A 26952-nucleotide genomic window follows, 5' to 3' on the forward strand; every position below is an offset into this window, starting at 1 on the left:
TTACGGTGCCGTGTCCAAAATGCAGCCGTTCGCCGGCGTCGCATTACACCCCGTGTTCGTAAACGCCGCCCCGTGCCGCAGCCGCCGCGTCGGGTTGGCGTGGTAGTACAAATCAATCTCCGACACGTTCGTCTCCGCGCTCGTCGCCACATCCGGGAAAGTACCCGACAAGCTGTCATCGAGCACCAATACAATCAGGTAGTTAAATGCCACCCCCGTATTCGCACCACTCGAATCCAGCGGCTGCACCCCGTAGAAGTTGTTAAAAATCACCGGGTCAAACACTTGCGCCACCCCAAATTGGGTCGCGCTCGCCTGCTCGGTGTAAAACCGCACCGCCACCTTGCTTTCCGGCCCCGACAGCGATCCCGTGAGTACCAGCTGACTCGGCGAGGTATCCACCTCGGTATTAAACAATTTCGAATAATGCCCCGTCCGCGCGATCGCGAACTGCCCCGCGCGATCATTGGCCGCCGACACGGTAGTACATACCCCGGCGCTCAACACACAACCACCCGTCACATACATCACGCCGCCAAACAACGCCGCCGCGCCATGCGCATGCGCGCCGCTCATCGCATTCGCCGAATGTTGGGTGGTACCGAGAGTACCATTCGCATTAATGTCCACATAGAGCACCTCAGCCGTCGACCCCTCGTCTCCCACAAAATACATATAGCCGTTCGCAGCCACCGCCTGCCGCGCCACCATCCCGCGGGCCACATCGGTGGTGTAGCTCCAGCTGGCGATCGAACCATCCGCCGCCACGGTGCCAAACTGCACATCGAGCAAATTATTGGTGCCATCGGTACCACCTATCACGTACAACTTGCCGTTATACGACACGAGGCTAAAGCCCGACCGCGCCGTCGTGAATCCTGTCGTGTTGAGCGTCCACGTCCCCAGCCCGCCAGTACTAGTATTAATAGCCGCGTAATACACATCGCTTTTCTTCGTTCCCGAGCCATTATCTCCGCCCGCCACAAACAAATAACCGCGTGCAATCGCCGCCCCAAAGCTGGTGCGATCCGTCCCAGCCGGCAGATCGGCGTTCGTCCACGAGCCGCCCAGCGTACCCGTACTATCGATCGTGGTGTACCACACCGTCGCTGTCGCCCCCGAGCTCGCACTCTTGCCACCGATCACATACAAATACCCGTTATACGCCACTGCCTGCAACGACGACCGCACCTCGCCACTTGGCAGCGAAGTTTGCGCCGTCCAGCTGCCCGTCACCTTGCCTCCCGGATCAATGTCGGCTCGCTCGATATCACCAAGCCCCGTACTGCAAGCCCCCGTCGTGTACACTCGGCAGCCTCCGATCACATACAGCTTACCGTTGTACGCCACCGACGCGTGATCCGCCCGCCCCGCCGTTCCGCCGACCGTCGGCAAATCCACCACATTGCCGGTACCAGTGGTAAACGCCCCCGTCTGCCCATTGCCACCATTATTGGGCTCATACAGCTCGGTCGTGTTCGCCGTCGTCACGAACGCCGTCGCGCACTGCTTGAACGTCCCCGCCGCCAGCGTCCCAGCGCACCCGCCCATGATGTACATGTACCCACCCGTCGCCACCGCCGTCGTCTCGCCCCGCGCCGTCGAGAGCTGCCCATCCGTCTTGGTGTACGACAACGTCGTCGCCTGGCCAATGTTGGCCGCCGCCCACACATTGCCGGCGTCCGGCGCCGTCGGGCTGCCGGTCGTGGGATCAAGCTTGGTCCAGCGAATCGTCGCCTGCTGCGTCGTCGATCCCGTATTGTACCCGCCAAAACTATACAAATAGCCATTGTGCACCGCCATGCCCATCCCCCGGCTCGCAAACGCCCCTGTCAATGTCCCCAGATCGGCGATCGTCAAATTCCCGCTGTTGTCGATCGCGATCCGCTCGGTCGCATGCGCCGTTGTCACGTACGTCCCGCCCGAAGTCGACATGCCGCCCACCACATACAGCCAGTTGCCCCACTGCCCGCCGCCGATGTCCCACCGCGCGTTGGCGAGCGTCGCGGCGGTAGCCGGATTGGACGTCAGCTTGGCCGTCGCCCACGCCCCCGGCGCATTGCTCGCGATGGTCGATTTATAGATCGTAGTCGCTACCGTCGTGCCATTGCTCAGTCCCCCCATCACGAATATCATATTGTGCCACACCGCCGCATACCCAAACGCCAGCGCTCCCGGCAAAGCATTGGCCTCCATCGTAAACGTCCCCAGCGTACCGTTCGATGCCTGCGTCGCCGACTGCACCGTCGCTTGGTACGAATCCACATTGCCGGTGGTATACTCCACACCCCCGATCACGTAAATTTTGTTGTTGTACCCCACCACCATGTGCCCAATCCGCCCGGCCTTGTTGGTGCCGTTGCCGATCAATACATTACCCGCCGAGGCAAACGCCCCCATCGAGCCGTTCGCATTGATCTGGGCGTACTCCACCAGCGAGCTATAGGTGTTGTTGCACGTCGCGTTATTGGCCGTGCTGCAGCCCCCGATGTAATACATGTACCCGTTGAGCGCCACGCCCTTGCCGCCCATACGCGCCGTTGTTGAGTTGCTGTCAAACGGAAAACCGCTGTGGCCGCTCATGCCGTTATCGAAGCGGCCCACATTATCGAGGTTGGTTTTAAACGTTCCACCGCGCACTCCCGGCCCCGGGCTCGGGTCGTCGCCGTCGCATTGATTGGCACTAATCTCAATCGTGCAGCCGCCCACAAAATACAAATATCCGTTATAAAACGCCGACGACGGATTGCTGCGTTCCGGAGCCGTGGCACCCGTGTAGTCGTTCGATTGCTGCCACTCTCCCACGCTGCCGTCAGCATTCAGTACCGCGTATTGCGTATCCGAAATGAAATTGCTCGCCGCCCCGCACGGAAATCCCGTCACCCGGCAGCCGCCGTACACATAAATGTGGCCGCGTTCCACCGCCACCCCATGATCGCGCCGCGCCGTCGGAAACGCCGTCGTGCTGATCCACGAGCCCAGCGTGCCGTCGCTTTTGATCGGCGCGTACTCCACCGTACTGAGCACCGTCGGCGTACCCGTGCGGCCGCCCGTCACGTACACGAAGCCATTGTAAGCCGCACCCGAGAACCGGTCGCGCGCCGTCCCCAGCGCGGTCGTAGTGGTCCAGCTCGTGATGGTGCCGTCGCCGTTGATACGCGCATACTCCACACTCGTGAGCAAACTCCCGTTGCTCGTAGCGCCCTCACCACCCATCACGTACACCACGCCCTGATAATTAGCCCCTGCCATGTAGGCCCGCGCCGTACCCAGGCTAGTCGTGGTGCTCCACGTCCCCACCGAACCATCCGAGTTGATCTTGGCGTACTCCACGGTCGCGATCGGGTTGTTGCTGGTATTTTCCCCGCCCACCGCATACAAATAGCCGTTGTAACCAAACGCCACCAGCCCCTGCCGCGCCGTGTTCAGGCTCTGGTTGGTGCTCGTACCCGTCCAGGTCAGCGCCCCGGCCGCCCCAATCGAAGCGCTGTACACTACGTTGGTCGGCGTAGTGGCCGTACCGCTGTCGGCGCCGCCCCCAATGAGATACACAAAATTGTTGTACGCCACGAGCGCCCCCGCGTACCGTGCCACCGTGATGTTGGTGCCGGTGGTCCACGCCACCACCGATCCACCGCTCAGCGGCGCCCGGCCGATTTGGTCGGCCACCGAGGTGAGGTCGATGTTGTCGTCCACGCTTCCCAACACAAAGTCGGCCGTACTCCGCAACAAAAAGGTCGGATCAATCGAAAGCGGATAATTTGCTTTGGCTAAGCCACGAGCCCGCACCACCAAATCCTTCCCGCTCAGCCCAAACCGCGCACTCACCGCACTGCGCTGGCCCGTTTCGCGCACCACCGGTGCCGGAATCGCAAACATCAAGTAGGTTTTGGCCCCCGCCACGCGCGCCTTATCGAGCATCTCGCGGTCATTGTCGCTGCCGTAGCTCACATTGCCATACAGCTCCGGACTGGCCGTATAAAATCCCACGCTCCCGTCATCCTCCAGCCGCGCCTCCACCGTATCCGGAATATCCAAACGATAATGAAATTCCATCGCGTCCGCCTTCGGCGCCGAGGTCAGCACGATGTCTTCTTTCAGCCCATTGCCCTTGGGCGTAAACATCATCTGCCCCGCCGCATCTTTGAGCGGATACGTCACCTGCCCATTACTGCTCCGCCCCTCCATGAGCGCCACCTGCGGCACAAATTTCACCGACACGTCGTTGACATTGTCGTGCACCTCCACCCCTTGCGCCGGATTGTCAGGCAACGTAGCCGAATACAGCTGCGTGTCTTTTTTGCCCCCGGCCCCCACCGCCATTTGGAGCTTATCTTTCGGATCAGACCACGCGTCGGCTTGACCCTCGGCATTAAACACGCTCGCGTGTTTATCTTTGTCATACCGCAATTTGCTCATGAGCGCCGGGCTCGGCCGCTCCGCCACCGCTGCTGCCGCCGGCGTCATGCGATAGCGCTCATTCGTTACCAGCCAATCCGCCACCGGCGCCACCATACCCGCCAGCAACACCCCCATCACCACCGCATGCACCGGCCGGCGCACATCGAGATTGATACCCAGCTTCACCCTACCACCTCGTCAGATAAGGTAATGTGATAGTCCCCAACCGCACATCACCTGTGGTGGCCGCCGCCGTCAGGTGAATCCGGACGATCATATTCGAACCCTGAGTGTACGTACCCGTGATCGCCGGCGTCGTCACGCTGCGCGCCGTCCAAGTGGTACTCACCGTCAGCGCCGACGCGTTGTAGTTGGTAGCCACCGTGCCCGCTGTATCGGTAATCGTCACCGACATCGAGCTACCCGCGCTGCCATACGTCCAAAACGTCGGCGAACCCGTCCAGGCGCTGAAATCATCGGGCACCGGCACCGTCGCCACGATGTCGTAATCTTGAGCCGTACCTTGGCTCGTCACCCATTTGTAGTACCCAAAGCGCTGTGTCGATTCGTATGCCGCCGTCATCGTCCCCGTATTATTCGAACCATCCGCATCCAGCACCGCTCCCGCAAATTCCCCCGTCAGCCGCACCGCCGAGGCATGCCGCGCCGTTCCCGCAAACGTCACCTCCTTGGTAGTCGCATCAAACGTCGCGTTATTGGTGCCGTCTCCCACCCGAATCGTCCCCGCAAACTCACTCGACCCGCTCACGTAGAGCGCCGCCGTAGCATTCGCTCCCCCGCTGCCGAGCGTCGGCGTCCCCGTACCAATGCGCACCTTGAAGTTGGCCGTATCCACCTGCATCGCATAGCTCGACGACGTCCCGCCCAGATAGGTAGTCCCCGCCGCCGTCACGATGCCGTTGGCCTGCACCCCAAACACATCCGCCGCATTCGCCTGCAGCCTCAGCAAGTAGTTCGCGCTCACCGTGCTCTTATTAATGAAAATACTCGGGTTCGCACTCGCATCCGCCTGCGCCGTCCCCGGCGCCAGCTGAATGTACCCGTTCGCATAATACGCCGCGTACGTCGTGCCGCACGTAGCCGCCAACGTCGAGCACAGCTGGTAGGTGCCGGCCGTACCAGCCGCAAATTGATAAATAATATTGCCCGTCGGGTTGGCAAACTGCAAGCTCGTGGTATTCGTACCATTCGACACCGTCAGCGCGCTCGACGTGTTGCCCTGCAAACTCAGCGTGCCCCCCGCACGACCGATATTCAGCGTGGATGCGTTCGTCGTCCCAATGCTCACCGCCACCGCCGCATTAGCGTCAATGGTGCCCGCCGTATTAAACTGCAAGCTCGACAGCCCACTCACCGCACCCGCACTCGTAATGCCCCCGGCGTTGTTGTTAATACCGCTGAAAATGCTCGCACCCGCATTCGCCGTCAGCGCCGCCGTGTTCACCGTGGCCCCCGAGCTAAACGTCGCCGCGTTCGTCACCGTCAGGCTGCTGGCCGTGAGCAAGCCACCCGTCCCTACCGTGCCCGTGAAGCTCGCGGTGCTCGAAATTGTTTGTCCGTTAATCGTACTCGCCGTCGTCACCGCCCCCGCTGCGTTCACCGAGAATTTGCTCGTTTCCGTCCCGCTCGGACCGCTCCACAGATCGATCAAATTGCCGCCCACCGAGGCATTCGTCAGCTTGGCATAAATCAGCGCCTCACCCGCCCCAGCGTTCGCCGCCGCCGTCACCTTGAGCGTGCTGGCCGTGCCGGTGCCGTTGGCGAGCACAAGCACATTCGAGGCCAGCGAGCCGTTGTTGCTAAATTGATACAGAAACTGTCCCGCCGTCAGATTGGCGCTCGAGGTCTCGTTGGCCGTCCCCTTGCGCAAATAGCCCGTGCTGCCCGCCCCGCACGAATTCAAGTCCGAGGTACAAATCGTGTACGTCGTGTTGGTCGTCGGGCTCGCAAACTGGTACGTGCCGGCACCCGCGATGGTCGCAAAATTCACGCTCACCGTATTGGCACCGTTGGTCGCGGTAATCTTGGTACTATTGCCGCCTTGCAGGGTCAACGTCTGCGTCGTCGATCCCACCGTCATAGCCGCGCTCGGCGTGATCGTGTTGCTCTGCAGCGTCATGCCCTGGGTGATCACCTGGCTACCGACCGTATCCACCGCAAACTGCGACACCCCACTCGCATTCTGCACATCAAAGGCCGTCGCCGAATCCGTCCCGTTGGCCTTCACGACCACCGATCCCGTCGTGCCGCTGCCGCCGGTCGCTCCCGCCTGCAGCACCAGGTTGCCGCCGTTGTTGGCTCCCGTGCCGCTCGTGCCGGCCTTAATCGTCAAACTGTTGCCGGCCCCGCTCGCCGCCGCGGCCACCGACAGCGTCCGCGCCCCGCCCGACGTGAACGTCACATTGGCCGCCGCCAGCCCCACTGTGGTCGCCGCCAGCACCACCCCGCCCCCGGCCGCACTGCCGCCCTGCACCGTGGTGATGTTGCCAGCGTTGGCCGCCGTCGAGCCAATCGTCACCACCTGCGCCCCCGTCGCGCTCGTAGTGTCGGCAATGTGCACGCTTGAGGCCGCCGTCTGCACCCCCACCGCGCCCACATTCACCGCCGTGCCGTTCAGGTTCAAATTGGCCGCCGCGCTCACGCCCAAATCCCCCGCCGCCGTGCTCCATGTGGCCGCCGCCGCCGAGGTGATCGTGAGCGCGCCCGAGGTCGTCGTGAGCACCGCCGCCGCATTACTCGTGATACTCACAGCCCCACCCGACTGCGTAAACGCCCCCTGCACCGTAACGCTCTTGCCACTTGCCACCGTCACATTTTGGTTCAAATTAATCCCGGCGGTCGCGTTCGTCGTACCGATATTCAGCGTCGTCGTGCCGCTCGGCGTGTCCAGCAGCGGCGTCAGCAGCGATGTATTCGCCCGCCCCGTCCCGCTAATCTGATAATTCCCCGTCTGCGTCGTACCCGTGCGGTTCAAAATATAACCCGTACCCGTCGTGCCGTCGCAGTTGCCCGAGTCTGCACACAGCGTCCCGCTCGTATCCGGCAGCACCAAGCTCCGCGCACCCGTGGGAGTCGCCGAGGTCAGTGTCAGCTGATTCGTGTTGGTAGCGTCATTAAAAATGAAGCTACTGCTCGCCGCCAGCCCCTGCAGCGACACCGCCACCCCACTCGCCGTCGCCGCGTTGCGCCCGATGTTCACGTTCAGCGCGTTCGTTGCCCCGATGTTCACGTTGCCCGCAAACCCCGAGCCGTTCTTCGACCCAGCGTCGATCGTCACGTTCCCCGAGCTCGCATTCGCCGCCGTCCCGTTGCCCGACCGCAGCGTCACCCCCGCCGAGGAGCCGCTCGCCACATCCGCCGTCGCAAACAGCGGCGCCACCAAGCTCACCCCCGCCACACCCGTGTTCGAAATATTGAAATTCGAGCTCGCCTGCTGGCTGGTTTGGTTAATGATGTACGAACCCGCCGACCCTAGCAAAAACCCGCAGTTGGCCGAATTTTGAATACACAGCGTACCGCCCTCATCCGGCAACACCAGCGCTCGGGTATTCGTCGGCGTCGCAAATGTCAGCGCCGAGGTAAACCCGCCGCCCGTCCCCGTGATCTTCGAGCCGCCGAGTCCCGCCGCCCCCTGTAGCGTAAAGTTCTGCGTCATGCGGCCGATCGCCACCGAAGTCGCCGTGGCCGAACCAATGCTCAAAGCCCCCGCGCTCGGCGTATCGAGGCTAATCGTCTTCACCGCCGTGCTGCCCGTGATCGTCCCCGCAGCGGTCAAGTCGCCACTCCCAGTCACACTGAAGTTGCTGGCCGTGATCAAGTTCGTCCCAAACGTCCCACTAAAATTAATCCCATTCGTCACGTTGGCACCCTGGATTTTGAGCGCATCCGTCACCGTGATCTGATTGCCCGTCGCCGTATCGTTGTTGGCCAGGTTCAAGATCGACGCCACCGTGCTATCGGCCGGCGAGCCACCGTTGGCCGCCACCGCCAGGTTCGCCACCGTTTCGGTGTTGCCCGCCACCGTCGCCGCCTGCACAAATTCCAGGTCGAGCCCCGCGATCAAATTCGCGCCGCTCACCGCCGTCGTCGCCTGCGCGTTCGTCGGATTGAGCGAAATCGCACTCCACGCCGTATTGGCCGCCGTATTATTCGCCGACGTCACCTTAAAAGCCGAGCCAGTCGTCAGCGCATTGGCCGTAATCGTGTGCGCGTCACCCGTCCCCGTAAACGCCTGCGCAAACGTGCCGGCGCCGCTCGCCAAGCTCAAATTTTTGCCCGCCGCCACCGTCGTATTCTGGTTGAGGTTAATCGCCGTCGCGTTCGTCGTACCCACCGCCAGAGCCACGGCCGTCGCCGTATCGAGCAGTGGCGTTTGCAGCGACGTATCGAGCCGGCCCGTCCCCGAAATCCAGAAATTGGCCGAAGTCTGCTGAGCCGCATTTTGGTTCAAAATAGCACTCGCGGCCGTCGCCGTACAGCCACTCGCCGTACAAACATTCGTCCCGCCAATTTTGTACGCCGAACCCGAAGCAATATTGGCGTCTCCGTTCACATCCAGCTTGTAGCTCGGGCTCAGCCCAATACCCACGTTTCCACCCGACAGCGCCGTGATCAGATCGGTCGACCCCGACCGCACTGCAATATTGCCGCCCGTTGTCTTCAAGTAGCCAGTGGTAGTGGTGCCCTCCCACGAGAAGCCCAAAATGTTGTTCTCGTCGGGGCTAAACAACCCCACCGCCGGCTGTACTGGCGTCGCCACATAGCTCGAGCCGTTCCACCCCCGCCGGTCAAACACCGAGATCGCCCGCGAATTCGTCGCCGCTCCCGACGGCAACCCAAACGCCAGCACCTGCCCCGAACCACCCGGATCATACAACGGAATATTAATCTTCGTATCCACCCCCGACCCCACCGGCGTCGTAAACGTGTCCACGTACGCACTGCTCGAACCGCTCAGCCGCAGCGCCCCCTTCACCTCCAGGCCTTCGTGCGCCAGCGTCGGCGCCGTACTCCCGCCCAAGGCAATGCCCACCCGGCTGTTGGTCGTGTCAACCGTGAACACGTTCGCATTGGTGCCACCCGCCGGCGTCTTGACGCTAAACGCCGCCGTACTCGTAGCCGTCGGCTGCACCACCGTCACGCCACCGAGCGACACCGCTCCCGTACCCGTCCCAAACGTCCCGCTACCGCTTTGCAAAAAGTTCCCGCTCGCCTGCGCGTAACCCGTAATCCCGCTCAAGCCCCCCGCACTCGACACATCAAAGTTGGTCGAATCAATCGCAAGCGGCGCCGCCCCGCCCCCCAACGTAATCGCACCTGTAGCCGCGCCAATGTTTAGATTCACCGCCCCCGTCGCGGTCAAACCACCCGTACCCTGAATCAATCCCGTCCCCGAATTCACGCCCACGCCCACCACCGCCCCCGCCTGGCTCACGCTGAAGTTGCTCGCCGTGATCAAATTCGTCCCAAATGTCCCACTCAAATTAATCCCGTTCGTCACATTCGCACCGTTAATTTTCAGCGCGTCCGTCACCGCAATCTGATTCCCCGTCGCCGTGTCATTATTGGCGAGGTTCAAGATCGAACCCACCACGCTATCGGCCGGCGAGCCGCTGTTGGCCGCCACCGCCAAATTCGCTACCGTTTCAGTGTTGCCCGCCACCGTCGCGCTCTGCGCAAATTGCACATCGAGCCCGGCGATCGTCCCCCCGCTCACCGCCGTCGTACCCTGGGCATTGGTCACCGCCAGCGCGACGGCGCTCCACGGCGTGTTGGCCGCCGAATTATTGCTCGATGTCACCCGCAATGCCGCTCCCGTCGTCAGCGAGTTCGCGGTCAAAGAATCCGCATCCGTGCCCTGCGCATTCGACGACCGCGTCACCGCCCCCGACTGGGCCACCGCAAACCGGCTCGTACCACCCTGCTGCAAATCCACCAAATTCCCACTCGGACTACCCGCCTGATTATTCACCTTCAGCAGCGCCGCCCCCGCCCCCGGGTTCGCATTGGCCACAAGGTTGAGCGTCGAGCCCGTGCCTTGGTTGGTCAGATCAAGCACCCGGTTGCCGCTCGTGCTCGTGTTGGTCAACGCCAGCAGCGCCCCCGTCACGCTCGCACTCGAGGTATCCTGCGCGTTCTTGAGCAAATAGCCGGTCGCGCTCGCTGCCTGATACGTCGCGCTGCACGTGGTCGCCACCGTCGTACACAGCGTACCGCCCGCATCCGGAAAACTAATCGCATTCGTACCCGTCGGCGTCACAAAACTCACCGTGGTCGTGTTCGCCCCATTCGTCGCCGTAAACACCGAGCTCGCATTGCCCTGAATCGTAAACGACGTACTCGTTCGCCCCACCGTCACGCTCGTCGCCGTCCCAGTGCCAATCGACAATGCCGACGCCGTCGCCGTATCCACCAACGGCGCCTGCAGCGAGGTCGCCGCCTGCACGCTACCCGTCACGTTGAGCGAACCACTCTGCGCCGAGGCCGGGTTCAACTGCGCAAACGCCGAGCTGTCCAGCCCATCCAAAAGATCCGAGTTGAACGCGTACGGGCTAGCCGTAAATTGAATCCGCGGGCTCATCTCGCCATCAGTATTGAAATTGATTCCGAGGTAAATATTGTCGGTGTTAAAATCTACCGATCCCGGCAAGCCCGTCACCGAGCCCAAATTGGTTTGGAAAATCCCATCAGTCACGGTCAAGGTTTTGCTTTCGGTCCAGATCGCCGACCCGCCGGAGCTCACCGAGTACAACTTAAACACAAACCCGTAGCTCCCGTCGGTCACATTCGTACCGTTCGAATTCACCACCTTGCCCTGAAAGTTGACCTGCTTGTTGATGCCAGTAGCGGCCACCGCCGGCCCGGCCCACGACGCCATCACCACGCTCACCAGTATCCCAAAAACCCCAGTCGCCGTCAGCGCCCTGGTTACCATGCGTCGGCTGTTTCCACCCGTTACCCGAAATCTTCGACTCGTTGCGAGACGACTGGGTACGCGCACACCTTCACACAATTACTCCCTAAGCATAGCCATTTTCCAGGTAAAACACAAGCATTATCAGCCCCAAAATGCCTCTGGTGACGACACCCGCTCTCCCCCTCGCTCCGCACTCTCCGAAACTATATTCCCGGGGACATGAATTTTAACCCAAGCTCACGCACCAGATCATCAAATTATCGGCGGTGACGCGGCCGCACCCACAACCACCACGCCAACCCGCCCACCGCCGCGAGCGCCAGCAACCCCACCATCCACACCACTATGGCTCCCGCATACCAAAAACCGGTCACCAACGTCTTGGTAGCCTCCGTGCCGTCGTACCGGTATGTAGTTGTCAGCGAATACCGTCCCGGCAACCACGCCACCTTCGTGCCCAGCAAACCGACCCGATAGCGCCGAAAACTTTCGGGCAAAATTACTCCCGACGCCTCGTTGATAGCCGCTCGCTCCACCACCCGCCCCACCGGGTCCTTCACCTCCACCACCCCGCGCGGCACCACATGCACGTTGCCGCCGTTTTGAAACCGCAGCTCCACCCGACCCGGCAACCGCACCCACCCCGCCGCGCTCGTCTGCGACGCCAAGCGCAAATCAACCTGCTGGCCACCATCCTTCACCGCCAACACCAAGCTCGAAAGTACCTGCTTCACTCCCACCTGCTGACTCGCCGGCTGCCCGGCGTCATCCACCGCCGTCGCCAACACCGCCCCATAATGGCCGCCCGGCGCTAGCGTAGCGCGGTTATCAATCGTTACCAACACCTCCATCGTCGCCCCTGCCGACACAAACACCGCATTCTTCTCGAGCACCATCCACGACGCCAACCCATACTTGTGCACGAGCTCGCTCGCCGGCGTGCCCAAAAACGCCACCCCACCTTGCTCGTCGAGCGCCCCAAAGTCCACCACGCTCAACCGAAAATTCTGATCGGTCGGGTTGCGATTCGTTAACTTCAGCGCATACTGCACACTCGGCTTATCCGCCGGCACCACCACCTGCGCAAACGCCGGTGATACCACAAGACCCGTCCCGCCCGTCGCCGCGCTCGCCCATCCTGGCCAAAAACCGCTCACCAAAGCAAAAATAATCCCAGCGCACCACGCTCTCCCCCGCCGCATCTCGATACCTACCTTCGGCGCCGGCCGAGCCGCCGCGCCCCGCGCAAAGTCCCCCGCACCACCGAGTACACTCCAAAGCCCACGATCGCCAACACCACCGCCAGCACCGCCAAGAACCGCCATGGAATCACCCAAAACGACACGTCGGCCTCAATCGGCACATCGCGCTTACCATCGTCATACACCGCAAACAAATGCCCCGTATACCGCCCAATCCGCAGCTTCGTCAGCTGCGTCCAGTCCCACTTGAGTTTTTGGACATGATTGCCGTTCTTGTCCAGCTTCACCTTACCGTCTTCCACCACATCCTCGTACACCGGAAAACCCTCGGTCCACTCCGATGGATAAACCCGGTTCGATCCCGGCAAAATATTCCCAAACGCACTATTGATCGGCACCACCCCTAGCTGCTTGTTCCCGCGCATAATGAAAACATCACCATGCGGCACTACGTGCACGTTGCCCGTATTCTTAAACGCTACCTTAAAATCCGCCGGCAAAAACTCATAAATCCGGTGCATCGAGGTAAACGAAGCCAGGCCCAGCGTACGTTTCGCATTCGGCGAGCGCGCGTCGAGCAGCACCAACGTAGCCGCCGCCCCCGCCACCGAGTTGGTGCGTTCGCCTCGCTTCACATCGTCCCCCACGCGCGAAAACGCCACCGCATAGTAATACCCAAACGCCGCCGTTTTCGGCACGTTGATCGTCATTTTCACCGTCTGCCACACGTTCGCCGGAGCATCAAACTGCGTCTTATCAAACTTTACCCAATCAAAATAATCATCCCCCGGTTGCCGGTCCATCAGCTCCGGTTTGCCCTCCTCGCCATACGCGCGAAACTTCATGAGCGACACCTTGAGCCGCGCATCACTGCCACTATTTTGTTTTACCCGCAAATCGGCCGACACGCTCTTGCCCGGATCCGCCTCCAGATTGATCGGCAGCGGCGAGACCTGCAGCACGAGCGCTCCCGTGCCGGGCGCCGGCGCATCCGCCGCACTCGCCACCGCCGGCGCCAGCCCCCAAGCCAATGCTAGCGCCACCCCCATTATCCGCACAATCACTCGCTTCATCTCAAGACCCAGGTTAAAAATTACCGGCGCCCACCACCGTAATCGTGTCAGTATAATCATTACCCGCCGGCGTTGCCGCCGAAATCGTCGCTCGCTCGATCAGCGAAATCACATCCCCGTTGGCCGTCCCGCCGGTGCACGCAGCAATCGGCTGATAGGTGGTGCTAAGCGTACCACCTTGAGCCGTTGTAGCGCCATTATATTCCGCATCAACCGCCAGCGTGCAGCCGCCGCTCGCATCGGTCGTCAAATCCGTATCGAGCACGTAGCCTTCGGCCCCGCCGTTGATCGTCGACGGCGCACCATTCACCGTGCCGGCCGTCGGGATCGTATAGGTCGTCGAAGCCGAATGCAGCCCCCCAAACTGATCCTTCGCCCACGCGATCCAGCCGCCCTTGGCGTTCGTGGTCACGGTCGCCGTCACCCCGTTCGTCGATACAATGCCGCCGGACCCCACCGTCGGGTCAAGGTTGCCCGTAAACGTATCCGCGTACCCGCTGAGCGTCAAAATAAACGACGGCGGCACTACAGCCGTCACCACGATCGAGTCATCGGTGTTATTCGCCAAAGCCACATACGTAAAGTCCACCACCACGCTACCCGAAGTCTGCGTCTGAATATTCGCCTGCTGGCTATTGGCCGCCGCGGACGCCGTCGTGAGCGTACTCGTGCCGGAAAAATTAAAACAATACTGCGTGCCTACTGTGAGGTCGCTCGAAGGAAATGTCGCTGCTTTGGTACCGTTATCCGCATTCGAAGCCGTCGTAATGCCCGGCCAAGCCGTTGCCGTAGCCGGAATATTGGTTGTAGTCACCGTCCAGTTGGCCGCCGTAGTGTTGAGCGTATATGTCGAAGGAAACGTCACGATAACCTTAGCCTCTGTTCCCACCGTGGCGGGCGTGGCGCAAACCATCCCCCCCGTCGCCGTGTTGACCTTCATGCGATCGAGCCGCACAAAGGCCTGCTGAAATGCCCCCTCGGCCGTTGCCGGGAGGAGCTGTCCCACCACACTGAGCATCAACGCTACAGCCGAAACTACTCTCAAAGACGGGCGCCGACTCCAGCGGTGCATTCAAACTCCATCAACACTACTTGCTCAGTAGTGTATCCGAAGCATAAGAAGCATGCAACTGCCTATCGGTCTGTGAGGCCGAAAGACCCGCGCTTCATTACCTTCCTCTTAAAAGTTACCCGCGCCCACCACCGTGATCACATCCGTGTAGTCTGATCCGGCCGGCGTACCGCCGCGGATTACCGCGCGCTCGTAGAGGGTCAGTACATCGCCGTCCGAGGTGGCCGGCGCGGCGCCGCCACAGCTGGCGATCGGGCGATAGCTCGTATTGCTCAGCACACCGCCGCCGTTACCGCTCGCACTGTTGAAGGCGGCATCGATCCCGTAGGGAGTAGTAAACCCACAGCCACCCGTCGCATCGGTCGTCAGATCCACGTCCATCACGTATCCCTCGCGTCCCACACCACCGCCACTCGCTACCAGGTCGAAGGCGGCGTCACCCGTCACGTGCAGCTGAGTCGGGTAGGGGTTCTTCAGGCCAGAATCAATCGTGTAGTTGGCCGCCGCCGAGTGCAAGCCCGCGTACTGATCCTTCACCCAAGCAATCCAGCCGCCCACCGCGTTGGTCGTGACGGTCGCGGTCACACCCGCCGTCGACACAATATTGGTAGGATCAAGGTTGGTCGTAAACGCATCCGTGAAGGCACTTAGCGCGATCGTGAAGTTCGGCGGCACTACCGCGCTCACCACGATACTGTCGTCGGTTGTCACCGTGTAGGCCCAGTTGGTCTGGTTGACGGGCAGCGGCGTACCCGCGTTGTCGTATGTCACCAGCGTGGCACCAGTGATGCTCACCGAAGTCGTCGCCGAACCGTTCGTCAGCCGCGCCGCCGTGTGAAAGCAGTACTGCGTGGCCGCGGTCAAGTCGCCCGAAGGAAATCGCACCGTGTGGCCGCTCACGGTCGTCGCCGTCCCGATGCTAGGCCACGCCGTAGCTCCCGCCGGCAAGTCGCTCGTATCCACCGTCCAGTTCGAAGCCGTCGAGTTGACCACGAAGTCCGTCGCCCCACCGTCAGTCGGGAAGGTCACGTCCACCAACGTCTCTGTCGCACTCGTCGAAGCCGCCGACGGGGTAGCACACACCATCACGCCCGTAGCCGTCAGCGCCTTATGACGATCCGGCCGCACAAACGCCTGCGTAAACTGCGGCGGAGCCGCCTGGGCAACTCCCGAAAAAGCCGGCACCCATAACTCTGCTACGAGAGCGGCGACGGCGGCGACGATAAGTCTGATTTTTGGTTTGTTCATTTGTTTAACTTTATTTTCGCCACCACAGTGATTGGGTGGTTCGAGAGACTTTTAAGGACTTTTTAAGAATCTGCTCCCAGCTTATCGGAAACCGCTTATGCCTGTCAACTCTTTTTTACAACAGTTGACAAGCATAAGCCCAGTCCCTGGCTAAAAACTCGCCGACGCCACCGCCGTCAGCACCTCTGCGTAATCTCCCGACGCCGGTGTCAGCGGTTTGGTTTTGGCCTTCAAAATAAACGACCCGCGACCACCCACCAGCGGCGCCGGCGCCGAAAAAATCTCGCGGATCAACGCATCGGCGGTGCCCACATTCGCCGCCGACCCGTTATACGGCGCGGTCAGCGCCAGCGGACCGCCCGAACTCTGCGTCGCCGACACCCCCTGCGCCCCGAAGCCCTCCGCCACCGCGCTCAGATCCGCCGTCGCCGCCCCAATCGTGTAAGCCGCCTGCGTACTTTTGAGCCCAGCATTCTGCCCACTCAGATACACCTTGCCCCCCGATTCGCCGTTCGTATCCAAGCTCACCCACACCCGCTTGGCCGAATCCGTCACCGTGCTCACGAGCAAGCTCCCAAAGTCGATCTGATACGGCGGGCTCGTGCTCGTATCCGTCGTAGCCACGTCAATGTCAAACGCCAGCTGCGGATCCACCGTCGCCGCACTCGTCGTCGGTCCATACCCGCTCTCGGTGAATTTACCTCGATACGCCTTGGCCTTCACCGTGTACACCGTACTCCGCGCCAGCCCTCGCACCATCACCCCCGCACCCGAACCCCAGGCCGCGTACGTTTGGTAATCACCAAAGCTCAGCGACGAGCCGATGGTCAAATCGCTCTTTATATAGCGTGTATCCGCCACAAAATTATCAGTCGAAATCGCCACCGCAAACACCGCGTCACTCGGATTGTTCGCCGGGCCAATCAGCACTTTGAGCTTGTTGTACCAGTTGTCATCATTACTAATCGTCACCGTCGGCACATTGGCCTGCTTCTCGTGCGCCTCGCCCGCTCCCGCCTTGTAGTTGGCCGACGAGGCCGACCCCGCCACCTCGCCCGCCGCGCCGTTAATCCGGTAATTGGCGGAGCTCGAATTCGCCGTCCCGCCATTGCCGAAGCCGTACGAATTCAATTCATAATTTCCGCTCGCTGGCAGCCCCGCTATCATCCAGCCGGCCAACCACACCCCCAGCCACTTGCCCATCACTGCTTCCACCGCAAGCTACCTTTAATAAGCGCCATAATCGCCGAAATATCGTCGTGCGGATCAGTGCTAGTGATCGAAATTGTCAGGTTTTTGCCTCCATGAGGCCAAAATAACGTCTGCTCGTGGCCATCGGTTTTGGTCATGAACTTCACGGTCTCGCCACCCACCACCTCGGCACTCGCCCGGTAATCCGCCGCATGGATTTCGCGCACCCGCCAGCTCGCATCGTCCGCTAGCTGGCCGCTCGGCAACGGCCGCACCTCCACCGCCACCCGATGCCTGTAATTCGTTTTGGAACCTATCGTATACTGCTCGAGCACTTGCGCGTCACTTTTGGACTGCGACACCTGGTCAAACATACCCGGATACGTAAACGAAATAATGAGTCCCGCCAGCACATTCGTGTCTGCGGGTGTAGCCGTCGGCGCCGCTTCAGTTTGCACCTGCCCCAACACCTTGGCCTGCGCCTCCACCGGCCCGTCCACCAGCCGCATCACGCCCACGACCACGCCGCCCGCCAGCGCCCCGACCACCACGAGCGACGACAGCCACGCCGCCATATGCGCCCGGCCTCGCCGCCGCGGGCGCTCCGCCTCGCCGGGCTCACGGCCGTCTCCAGCCACTTCGGCCACCACCTCCTGCGGCGACACCCCGTGGAGCTGCGCCGCATGCCGCACCGTCCGCCGCAGCTCCTCGTCATTCACGCTCGGGCCTCCTAACAAAACCATCTGGCAGATGCAGCGCTAGGAGAAAGCGAAGCCCGGAACGAGGCGTAGTCAGATCTACGGTGAGTGAGGACTGGAGGTTTCGACGCCGCGATGGGCTGCCAGATGGTTTTGTTCTCATGCCAGCGCCGCCAATCGCTTCTCCATGATCCGCTTCTCGCGCCGCTCACCGAGCCAAAACGAGACGATCATCAGCAGCAGCACAATCCACAGCGGCCAAATAATCAGCAAATTCGTCGCCACCGGCACCGTCGCCGCCTTATTTCCCGCCCCCGCTGTCGCCGCGTTCACAATCGTCGTCAGTTGCAAGTACGCCGTATGCCCCACCGCATCCGTCGCCCGAATAATCAGCGGAAACGAGCCCAAATACCCCGTCCCCACTTTCCGATACGTATGCTTCACCGTAAACGGCCCCGGCGCCAGCCGCGTTATCAAATCCGACGTCCCGTCACCCCAATCCACGCTCACCGCATACGGCGCCTGGCCGCCCACGATCTCCACCGGCCAGGTAATTTCCGCCCCCGGCTCGCTGCCGCGGTAGAAGTTCACCGACTGCAAAATCAACTCCGTCGAAAACCCATACCCGCCCGGCGGCTGATTGAGCGTCACGGTCACCGTCGGCGAGGTCGGACCCTCCTGATCGAGCGTGTTGTACGGCAGTGCCGTCAAATCATTTCTACCCACCACCAGATCCACCGGCACCTTAAAGTGCCCACTCGCGTCGCAAATCACACTGCCCACCAAAATACCGTTCGTAAACACCTTAATGAGCGCTTTGTCCGGGCACGTACCCTCCACCGTCACCGGGTTGGTCCCAAATGTCTGGCCACTCGACGGTGAGGTAATCACCGCCGGCTTCGCCGGCCGCGGCCCCGGCACCACCGCCGTCACCCCATACGACGCACTACACGTCGTCGACGGCGACGGATCACAACTATCCGCCCGTACCGACCATGTAAATCCAGCCAGCAGCAACCCCACGCCGATCGTCAAAAACAGCAACAGCGCATACGACGTATCCCGGTGGTGCGCAAGCCACCCGGTGTGCGAATAATGACTATACCTCGGGATCACAAGCATTATCTCGATTTTACCATAACCAGATTGGCTAGCGGCTCGTCGGCGCCAGCGTCGTCATAGCTTCCCGAATAATCGACGTTTCACGGTTCACCACCCCCACCGCTCCCGGCGTGTCCAGACAAGCCGTCGGCGCTACATGATATACGTAATCGTATCCCGCAAGCGTGGCAATAAAATAATCCACCCCATTATGCCTGCTCGAAGCCACAAACGAGCCACCGGGCAGCCGCAGCAATGCCCCCAGCGCGTTGTGATCGGCCCCGCAAGCCTCGCCAAGCTTCCGCACATCCTCGGCCGACAGTCCAATCCCCGACCCGCCCTGCCCGGCATAACTCACCAGCGGCAACTGCCGAGCCAACGGCAGCACCAGCGTCACGCCCCACTCTCCCACCGTCAAGGTTTGCGAACCATCCGGCCCCGGCGCCGCCACGACAAGTTTATTAGCCCGACTTTCCGCATCCACCTGATGGATGTGATCGAGCCACGCCCCCGCAAACGTACTCACCAACGACACCCCCACCGCCACCATCAACACCGGCCCCAACTCACGAGCCGCCCGCCACATTTTGCCACCACCTCGCATACCACACTCCAGTCGTCACAACGTTACTATCAAGCTTATGCTCCCACCGCTCGCCAGTCAATCGCTTGGCAACGGGCAATTGTGCCTTCAAACCACAAGCAGTATGCTATAACCTAATCAAGATACGAGTAACGCAAAAACCGTGGCAGACGAACCCAAAACCAACACCCCCGCCCCGGCCTCCCCGCCGGATGGTCAAACCACGCCCCCAGCCGCAGCCCCCACCCCAGACGCACCGCCCACTGCCGATCCCGCCGCCGATTCCTCCGCCGAGGCCAAAGCCGTCGCCGCCTCCGTCCAAAAAGACCCACTCTCCGACGGCACCATCCCCACCGTGCTTACCCCCGGCGACAGCCACAAAAAAGTCCCCCGGGGCAAAGCCTCCATCACCTCCATCTACCGCCGCGCCGACATCATGACCACGCTCTTTACCTTCGTCGGCGCTCTCGTAGCCGCCGCGATTGTCGTGGGCATCTATGCCTACTTCACCCGCGCCCACTCCTCCACCACCCCGACCCCCACCAAAGTCGCCACCCTCGATAAATCCGAGCTCGAAAAACTCGGCGCCTTCTTCGACGGCAACTCCGCCGGCGCCGGAGGCGAAATCCTCACTATCACTTCCTCCACCCTTTTCAAAAACCGTGTCGCCGTCGGCTCCGATCTCAAAGTCACCGGCGGATTGCAGGTCACCGCCACCGCCGCCCTCGCCGACCTCACCGTCGACAAAACCAGCACGCTGGGCATCACCAACATCCGCGGCGCACTCACCGTCACCGGCCCGCTCACCGCCCAGAGCCCCGCCATCCTCGGCGCCGGCGCCACCATCACCGGCAATCTCAATGCCACCGGCAACGGCACCTTTGGCGGCTCACTCTCGGCCACTAGTCTCAATGTCCACGACATCTCCGTCGCCGGCACCCTCAACCTCGCCGGCCACCTCTCGATCAGCGGCCAAAACCCGTCCGCCGCCCCCATCACCGGCGTCTCCACCTCGGCCTCGGTCGACGGCAACGACGCCGCCGGCACCGTCACGGTCACCGTCGCGCCCCACACCGGCAGCACCCCGTCGGCCCAGCTCGTCACCGTCACCTTCCGCAGCGCCTACCCCCGCGTGCCCCACATCGTCATCACCCCCATCGGCCCCGGCTCGGCCCAATTTCAGCCATTCATCCTCAAAACCGCCACCGGCTTCACCATCGGCGCCGCCGATTTCGCCACCCCCAACAACAACCCCACCAGCTACTCGTTCGACTACTGGGTGGTGCAATAACACGACGCGCGTCGGATGGCTGCGCAGCGCTGCTCCACTCCCGGTCTCGCCAACAAAAAACGGCCCCGGAGGGCCATTCTTTAACCGATCTTGGTAATCTTCACCAGCGAGTAATGCTGCCGATGACCCGTCAGCCGCTTAATGCGCTTCTTGGCCTTAAACTTCAGCACCTTAATCTTCTCGCCCTTCACCTCTTCCACGACCTCAGCCTGCACTTTCACGCCATCCACAAACGGCGCGCCGACCTTCACTTTGTCGCCGTCGATCACGAGTAGCGCGTCGAGCTCCAGCTTCTTGGCATCACCGAGCAACTCGAGCTCGAGCGTCTGGTCTTTTTCTACGATATATTGCTTCCCCCCGGAAGTAATGACTGCTTGCATGGCTACAAAGCCCCTTTCGTGCCTGGGTCTAGCAGGCGTGCCTGTATTTAATGTCGCATAACTAAGGTAGACTACCAGAAAAGCTCCCTTTTAGCAACCAAAACCCTTGCATATTGGCCTCATATAGGCTAAACAGGGAAGGTCGCGTTGACAACTAGGAGGTAATGTTGCCGCTCTGAGGACGTCGACCGGACCAACCTTGGTTCCGGCCCCACCCATTCAATGAGCTTCGCGCCCTACCGGCGCGAGGAGGGATCAAACTCGTGACCGCTTCTGAGCCCCCAACTGCCCCATTCTGTCCCACGTTTGCCATCGACCCCGCCCCGTACACGAACCCCGGGGACACCTACCGGGACCTTCGGGCGACAATGCTGAACCGCCTGCCGTCCGGCGATCTGCTGCTCGGCGGCACACTCCCGGGACAGGTGACGGACCTGGCTCTCGCCTTCAGCAACAGCGTTCCGAACCTCGGCCTCCTGGCCGATCGCATCACGGTCTTCAGCGCCTGGGACGACCCGCAGGTCTTCGAAGAGGGCAAGCTCGCCATCGATACCGGGCTCACAGTGCACGACCTATCCCGGCCGTTCCCGCTGCCGTTCGGCCAACTCCTCGGCCACTTCAACGGCAACCCCAACGAGTTCGCCGAGCTCATGGACGGTTCGTGCACGCCGCTCGGGCTGGTCGTGATCTGGCCATACCGCGGCCTGAAGCGCGAGGTCATGCAGGCCATCTACACGGCGGTCTGCCAAGCGGTCTTTCCCGAAGGCCAGCGGCTACCCGAGGGACTCGCCGCCCACACCGCCTTCCTGCTCCACGACGGCCGGCTGCTGGTCGCCGAGGGCTGGCGCTCCTCGGGCGAGCAGCAGGAGCACATGGTGGGCCGGGTACTGCCGGCCCTGGCCGCCCAGTTCTCGGACCGAGGTCTCGGCCAGCTCCCGACGCCGATCACCATCCTGGGCGGACTGCTCAGCCTGGGCATCGCCGGCGACGGCGGCTACCGCCACCTCGCCGCACCGACCTCGGCCTGATCCACCACCCGTCCCTTCCACCCATCAACGCGACGGGGCCCGGCGTTCAGCGCCGGGCCCCACCCCCGCCCTCATCCCCAAATCTCATCCCTCAAACTGCAACTTCTTACGCCGCGTCGACACACTCTCGAGCAAACCAAGGCTTGCCATAGCCACAATCAGCGCCGTGCCGCCATAGCTCACAAACGGCAGCGGAATGCCCGTCACCGGCGCGATCCCCATATTCATTCCCGCATTCACAAACAGATGGAACAAAATCATCGCCGTCACTCCCACCGCCAAAAACATCCCAAACCGATCCTGCGCGATGTACGCAATCCGCACCCCCCGGTATAGCAACACCCCAAACAGCAAAAGCAGCAACATCCCCCCCACAAACCCCAGCTTTTCATTCAGCACCGCAAAAATAAAATCCGTATGCTGCGCCAGCGACGGCAAAAAATTCAGCTGACTCTGCGATCCCGCCGCCAGCCCCCGCCCAAACACCTGCCCCGAGCCAATCGTGATCGTCGATTGGATCACATTATGCCCCGCCCCCAGCGGATCCGCATGCGGATTCAAAAACACCGTTAACCGGTCGCGCTGATACGCTTTGAGATGGCTCAAAATCACCGGCAACAACGCCACCGCCACACCCGTCAGCGCCAGCAAATACACCTTGCGCACCCGACTCACGAGCGCCATCGCCAGCCAAATCGCCGCCAGCACCAAGGCTGTACCCAAATCCGGCTGCCGGATCACGAACAACATCGGCACCGCCACATACCCCAACGACATGGCCAAATACCGCACCCGATGCATCTGATCGTAATGATCTGAAAAAAACTTAGCCAACACGATGATCACCACCAATTTCGCAAATTCACTCGGCTGAAATTGAAAAAACCCCAGATCAATCCAACGCTGCGCCCCCAGCACCGCCCGCGACGACACAAGCACAATCACGAGTAACAGCAAGGTCACCCCATACAACCACGGCGTCAGCTTCACCCAGGTGCGATAATCCACCCGGGCCATAAAGAAAAACACCCCCAGTCCCACAATCGCAAACGCCAGCTGGTGCCACACATCAGTCAGACTCACCAGCTTGGTAGCCTTAAACGAGGTCGAATAAATCACGAGCAAACCCAGCGCCACGAGCAAAATCATGACCCCAAATAACACCCAGTCAAAATGCCTCCAGAAGCGCCGGCTCAACATTCCCCTATCTTACCGTCCCTCCCCGGCCCGCGCCATCCCGTTCGCACCAAGCCACCCGCACATAGCCCCATCACTCTTGAACTTAATTGAAATTCTTGTATAATACAAAACCAGCACGCCTCAACGACTGCTAGGAGGATGCTCGTGCACATTTCCGACACCGAATGCATACTGAGCCGGATCGCCGAAGGCTCTGAGCGGCAGCCCCGGGTCACACTCACCCCCTGGGGAGCCCCCTTCGAAGACACCACCCTCACACCCTTCGCCACCGGCACCATGGGTTGCCAGGGAGCCTACGTGCTCGTCGGCCTCACCCGCCGAGGCCTCCTGCGCTTCTGCTTCGCACCCTGCTCGTTCGGCCCATGGCGGCCCGAGCTGGAGTTCGGCCCCGACCGGCAGTCGTACCGGCAGGCAGCCCAACAGCTGAAGCTGATGACCCGCTTCGGCGACCTCCGCCAGACCGTCAGCGCCTAGCCCGCCACCGCGGCTCCTTATCCCTCCACCGAGCGGACAAGGAGCCGCTCACCATTTACGCCTTCACGATCCCGATGTACAGCTCAGCCCCATCCACTTTTACCGGCACCTCACCAGTCGCGCCGGTCGTCAGCAGTTTCGTCGCCAGCGTCTCAGTCTTGATGGTTTCACCATGCGTCCGCAACGCCGCCGCCAGTTCCGGAGCCTCGGTCGCCAGCGTCAACACAATCCGGTCATCCACTTCCAGCCCCGCCGCCTTGCGCGCGCTCTGTACCTGCCGCACCACCTCGCGCATCAACCCTTCGGCCTTCAGCTCGAGCGTGATTTCAATATCGAGCTCTACCATCGCCGTACCGGCCACATGATCCGGATCGCCGCTAGCCGCCACTACCACCTGCTTCACATTGAGCTCCTCAGCCACGAGCGCCTTCAGCTGCCCAGACGCCTCGTACGTCGGGTCCAACGTGTCTCGCACCGTCGCCTTCGCCAGCGGCTGCCGCACTTTAATCTTCGCCTCGGCCCGCTTCGCCAATCCCATGGTAATCGCCTCGCGCGTCAGAGCCATTTCGCGAATCAACCGCGCGTCCACCTCGCCCGCCTCGGGCCAATCACTCAGATGCACGCTCACCACCTCATCCATACCCTCAGTCAAACCACGCCATAGCTTATCCGCCACAAACGGGCTCCACGGAGCCAAAAGCTGGGCGATCCGGGCAAGGGTATAGTGCAAAGTTACATAGGCGCCGTGCTTATCGCCATCATCCTCGCTCTTCCAAAACCGCCTTCTGGAACGCCGCACATACCAGTTGGATAAATCGTCAATAAGCAGACGCAGCGGCCGCAGCGCCTGAGCCAGCTCATAGGCATCAGCCGCCGTCGTCATCGCCGTCGTCGTTTCGTCCAGCCGCGCCAGCATCCACCGATCGAGCACATTGTCGCTCGCCGGCCGCACCAGCTTCTTGCCCGGCTTCCATCCATCAATCTCCGCGTACATGCTCAAAAACGAGTAGCTATTCCACAGCGTGCCAAACACATTGCGCTGAATATCCCGCATCGCCTCGCGGTTAAACCGCATATAGTCCGCGCCCACCGCCTGGTCGTTGCCCAGCAAGTAAAACCGCAGCGTATCAGCTCCTTCGGTCGCAAACACGTCCTCCACCGGCGGATAATTCCGCAGCCGCTTGCTCAATTTCTGCCCATCCGCCGCCATCACCATGCCGTTCACGAGCACGTTCTTGTACGCCGGCCGGTCAAATGCAATCGTGCTCAAAACATGCAACACATAAAACCACAGCCGCGTCTGATCCAATCCCTCACCCACATAATCAGCCGGGAAGCTCTCATCAAACACTGTCTCATTCTCAAACGGATAATGCTGCTGCGCCACCGGCATCGAACCGCTCTCAAACCAGCAGTCAAACACCTCCTCGACCCGCTTATAAACCTTGCCGTCCTTGCGAATCACCACCTCGTCGATGCCCGGCCGGTGCAAATCCTCGGGCTTGCCCTCAAGGCCCGCCAGCTTCACCAGCTCATCCAGACTCCCCACTACCAAATAGTCATCCGCATCCTTCTCATTCACCCAGATCGGCAGCGGCGCGCCCCAGTACCGGTTGCGCGAAATCGCCCAGTCCCTGGCCCCCTCCAGCCACTTCCCAAACCGGCCGTCTTTAATATGCGCCGGCTGCCAATGAATCTGCTCCGCCGTGCGCATCATATCGTCCCGCACCGCCGACACCTTCACAAACCAGGTCGTAATAGCGTAATACAGCAGCGGCGAGTCACACCGGTAGCAAAACGGATACGTATGCGTAAACGTCTCCGCCGCATACACCCGTCCCGCCCGCGTCAAATGCTCCACGATCGCCGGGTCCGCCTCCTTAAAGAACACCCCCTCCACCTCATCCAGCCCCATCCCCGGCTTCACGCGCCCGCTCGTGTCCACCGTAGTAAGCACGGGGAAGCCATTATCCTGGCCGATCTTAAGGTCTTCCTCGCCGTACGCCGCCGACACATGCAGCACACCCGTGCCATCCTCCACGCTCACCGTATCCGAGAGCCGCACCTGGTACAAATTCTCATACCCCTCAAGCTTGTCCAGCCCCTCCACCGTAAACAGCGGCTCATACCGCTTACCCGCCAGCTCACGGGCGCTCACCTTCTTGAGCACCGTGAAGTCATCACCTTTGAGCGCGCTCAAGCGCTTCTCGGCCAGCACCAGCACCTCATCCCCCTCCGTCGTCTGCACATACACATACGCCTCATCCGGATGCACCGCCACCGCCCCGTTGCCGCTCAGGCTCCATGGCGTCGTCGTCCACGCCAGCAGGCTCGCGTCCTCATCCACCAGCTTAAACTTCACATACAGGCTCGGGTCCGGCACATCGTCCTTATACCCCTCATTCACCTCAAAATTGCTCAGCGGCGTCTCGCACCGCGGACAATACGGCATGCTCTTATACCCCCGATACAGCAGCCCCTTCTCGTTCACCCGGCCCAGCATCCACCACACACTCTCGGTGTAGTCGCGGTCGATAGTAGCATAAGCATTCTCAGTATCAGTCCACCGCCCAATGCGCCGGAAAAATTCCTCCCAATCGCCCTTGTACTTGAACACGCTCGCCCGGCAGGCCTCATTAAACTTCGCCAGCCCCAGCTCCAAAATCTGCTTCTTCCCGCTCACCCCCAGCTCTTTCTCAATCGCAAACTCCACCGGCAACCCATGCGTATCCCACCCGTTCCGGCGCTCCACATACTCACCCTGCATCGTGTGATACCGGCCCAGCGAGTCCTTAATAGCAGTCACCAACGAATGCCCAAAATGCGGCAACCCATTCGCAAACGGCGGCCCATCATAAAACGAATACCGAGGCTTACCCTCGCGATTCTTCAAGCTCGCTTCAAATGTCTTCTCATCACTCCACGCTTTCAGCATTTCGGCTTCAAAAGCGGGAAAATCGGCTTGTGGTGCTTTCTTCATGGGTGCTCCTTAAATACAAAAATCCATCCGTTTGCAGGGACCCTTTCGGGCGGTTCCACCCTGCTTTCCAGATGGGACACTTCATTCGTTCTC

16 protein-coding genes are annotated in these 26952 nt (G+C 61.3%); 3 read left to right on the plus strand and 13 right to left on the minus strand.

The genetic code is table 11. The features are described from left to right. The 10 genes from VMT30_00200 to VMT30_00245 form a co-directional block, all read right to left on the minus strand. A complete protein-coding gene (locus VMT30_00200) occupies positions 1 to 4587 on the minus strand; it encodes a hypothetical protein (protein HVQ43377.1) in 4587 nt (1528 codons plus the stop codon). A 1-nt stretch (position 4588) separates the two neighbouring features. After that, a complete protein-coding gene (locus VMT30_00205) occupies positions 4589 to 11356 on the minus strand; it encodes a hypothetical protein (protein ID HVQ43378.1) in 6768 nt (2255 codons plus the stop codon). A 239-nt stretch (positions 11357 to 11595) separates the two neighbouring features. Then, positions 11596 to 12663 carry a hypothetical protein gene (locus VMT30_00210; GenBank protein ID HVQ43379.1) on the minus strand — a complete coding sequence of 356 codons (1068 nt, stop codon included), beginning with the start codon at positions 12661 to 12663 and terminating at the stop codon, positions 11596 to 11598. Beyond that, positions 12549 to 13613, minus strand: coding sequence for a hypothetical protein (locus VMT30_00215; GenBank protein ID HVQ43380.1), 1065 nt, complete (start codon positions 13611 to 13613; stop codon positions 12549 to 12551). Before VMT30_00215 ends, VMT30_00210 begins: the two co-directional genes overlap by 115 nt. A gap of 13 nt (positions 13614 to 13626) precedes the next feature. After that, a complete protein-coding gene (locus tag VMT30_00220; GenBank protein HVQ43381.1) occupies positions 13627 to 14685 on the minus strand; it encodes a hypothetical protein in 1059 nt (352 codons plus the stop codon). A gap of 108 nt (positions 14686 to 14793) precedes the next feature. Beyond that, positions 14794 to 15933 carry a hypothetical protein gene (locus VMT30_00225; protein HVQ43382.1) on the minus strand — a complete coding sequence of 380 codons (1140 nt, stop codon included), beginning with the start codon at positions 15931 to 15933 and terminating at the stop codon, positions 14794 to 14796. A 150-nt stretch (positions 15934 to 16083) separates the two neighbouring features. Then, a complete protein-coding gene (locus VMT30_00230) occupies positions 16084 to 17148 on the minus strand; it encodes a hypothetical protein (protein ID HVQ43383.1) in 1065 nt (354 codons plus the stop codon). Beyond that, entirely contained in the window at positions 17136 to 17843 is a 708-nt protein-coding gene (locus tag VMT30_00235; protein HVQ43384.1) for a hypothetical protein, read from the minus strand. Before VMT30_00235 ends, VMT30_00230 begins: the two co-directional genes overlap by 13 nt. A gap of 138 nt (positions 17844 to 17981) precedes the next feature. Then, a complete protein-coding gene (locus VMT30_00240) occupies positions 17982 to 18944 on the minus strand; it encodes a hypothetical protein (protein HVQ43385.1) in 963 nt (320 codons plus the stop codon). Between the two features lie 28 nt (positions 18945 to 18972). Beyond that, positions 18973 to 19509: a hypothetical protein gene (locus tag VMT30_00245; protein ID HVQ43386.1), complete on the minus strand. Its 537-nt coding sequence runs from the start codon at positions 19507 to 19509 to the stop codon at positions 18973 to 18975. A 160-nt stretch (positions 19510 to 19669) separates the two neighbouring features. Here VMT30_00245 and VMT30_00250 point away from each other — a divergent pair, with 160 nt between their 5' ends. Next, a complete protein-coding gene (locus tag VMT30_00250; GenBank protein HVQ43387.1) occupies positions 19670 to 20797 on the plus strand; it encodes a hypothetical protein in 1128 nt (375 codons plus the stop codon). A gap of 80 nt (positions 20798 to 20877) precedes the next feature. Here VMT30_00250 and rplU read toward each other — a convergent pair whose 3' ends face one another. Continuing rightward, positions 20878 to 21177 (minus strand): 50S ribosomal protein L21, encoded by a 300-nt coding sequence (gene rplU, locus VMT30_00255; protein HVQ43388.1) that lies wholly within the window; start codon positions 21175 to 21177, stop codon positions 20878 to 20880. 368 nt (positions 21178 to 21545) lie between these two features. Here rplU and VMT30_00260 point away from each other — a divergent pair, with 368 nt between their 5' ends. Then, a complete protein-coding gene (locus VMT30_00260; protein ID HVQ43389.1) occupies positions 21546 to 22205 on the plus strand; it encodes a hypothetical protein in 660 nt (219 codons plus the stop codon). Between the two features lie 84 nt (positions 22206 to 22289). Here VMT30_00260 and rodA read toward each other — a convergent pair whose 3' ends face one another. Beyond that, complete coding sequence (rodA, locus tag VMT30_00265) at positions 22290 to 23405, minus strand: rod shape-determining protein RodA (GenBank protein HVQ43390.1); 1116 nt, start codon at positions 23403 to 23405, stop codon at positions 22290 to 22292. Between the two features lie 138 nt (positions 23406 to 23543). On the opposite strand from rodA, the gene VMT30_00270 reads away from it, so the two are divergent. Then, positions 23544 to 23879 carry a hypothetical protein gene (locus tag VMT30_00270; protein ID HVQ43391.1) on the plus strand — a complete coding sequence of 112 codons (336 nt, stop codon included), beginning with the start codon at positions 23544 to 23546 and terminating at the stop codon, positions 23877 to 23879. A 55-nt stretch (positions 23880 to 23934) separates the two neighbouring features. Here VMT30_00270 and ileS read toward each other — a convergent pair whose 3' ends face one another. Next, positions 23935 to 26859, minus strand: a complete 2925-nt coding sequence (ileS, locus tag VMT30_00275) for an isoleucine--tRNA ligase (protein ID HVQ43392.1) — start codon at positions 26857 to 26859, stop codon at positions 23935 to 23937. Positions 26860 to 26952 lie beyond the last annotated feature (93 nt).

This window comes from Candidatus Saccharimonadia bacterium, from assembly GCA_035544015.1.
GTDB lineage: Bacteria > Patescibacteriota > Saccharimonadia > UBA4664 > UBA4664 > UBA5169.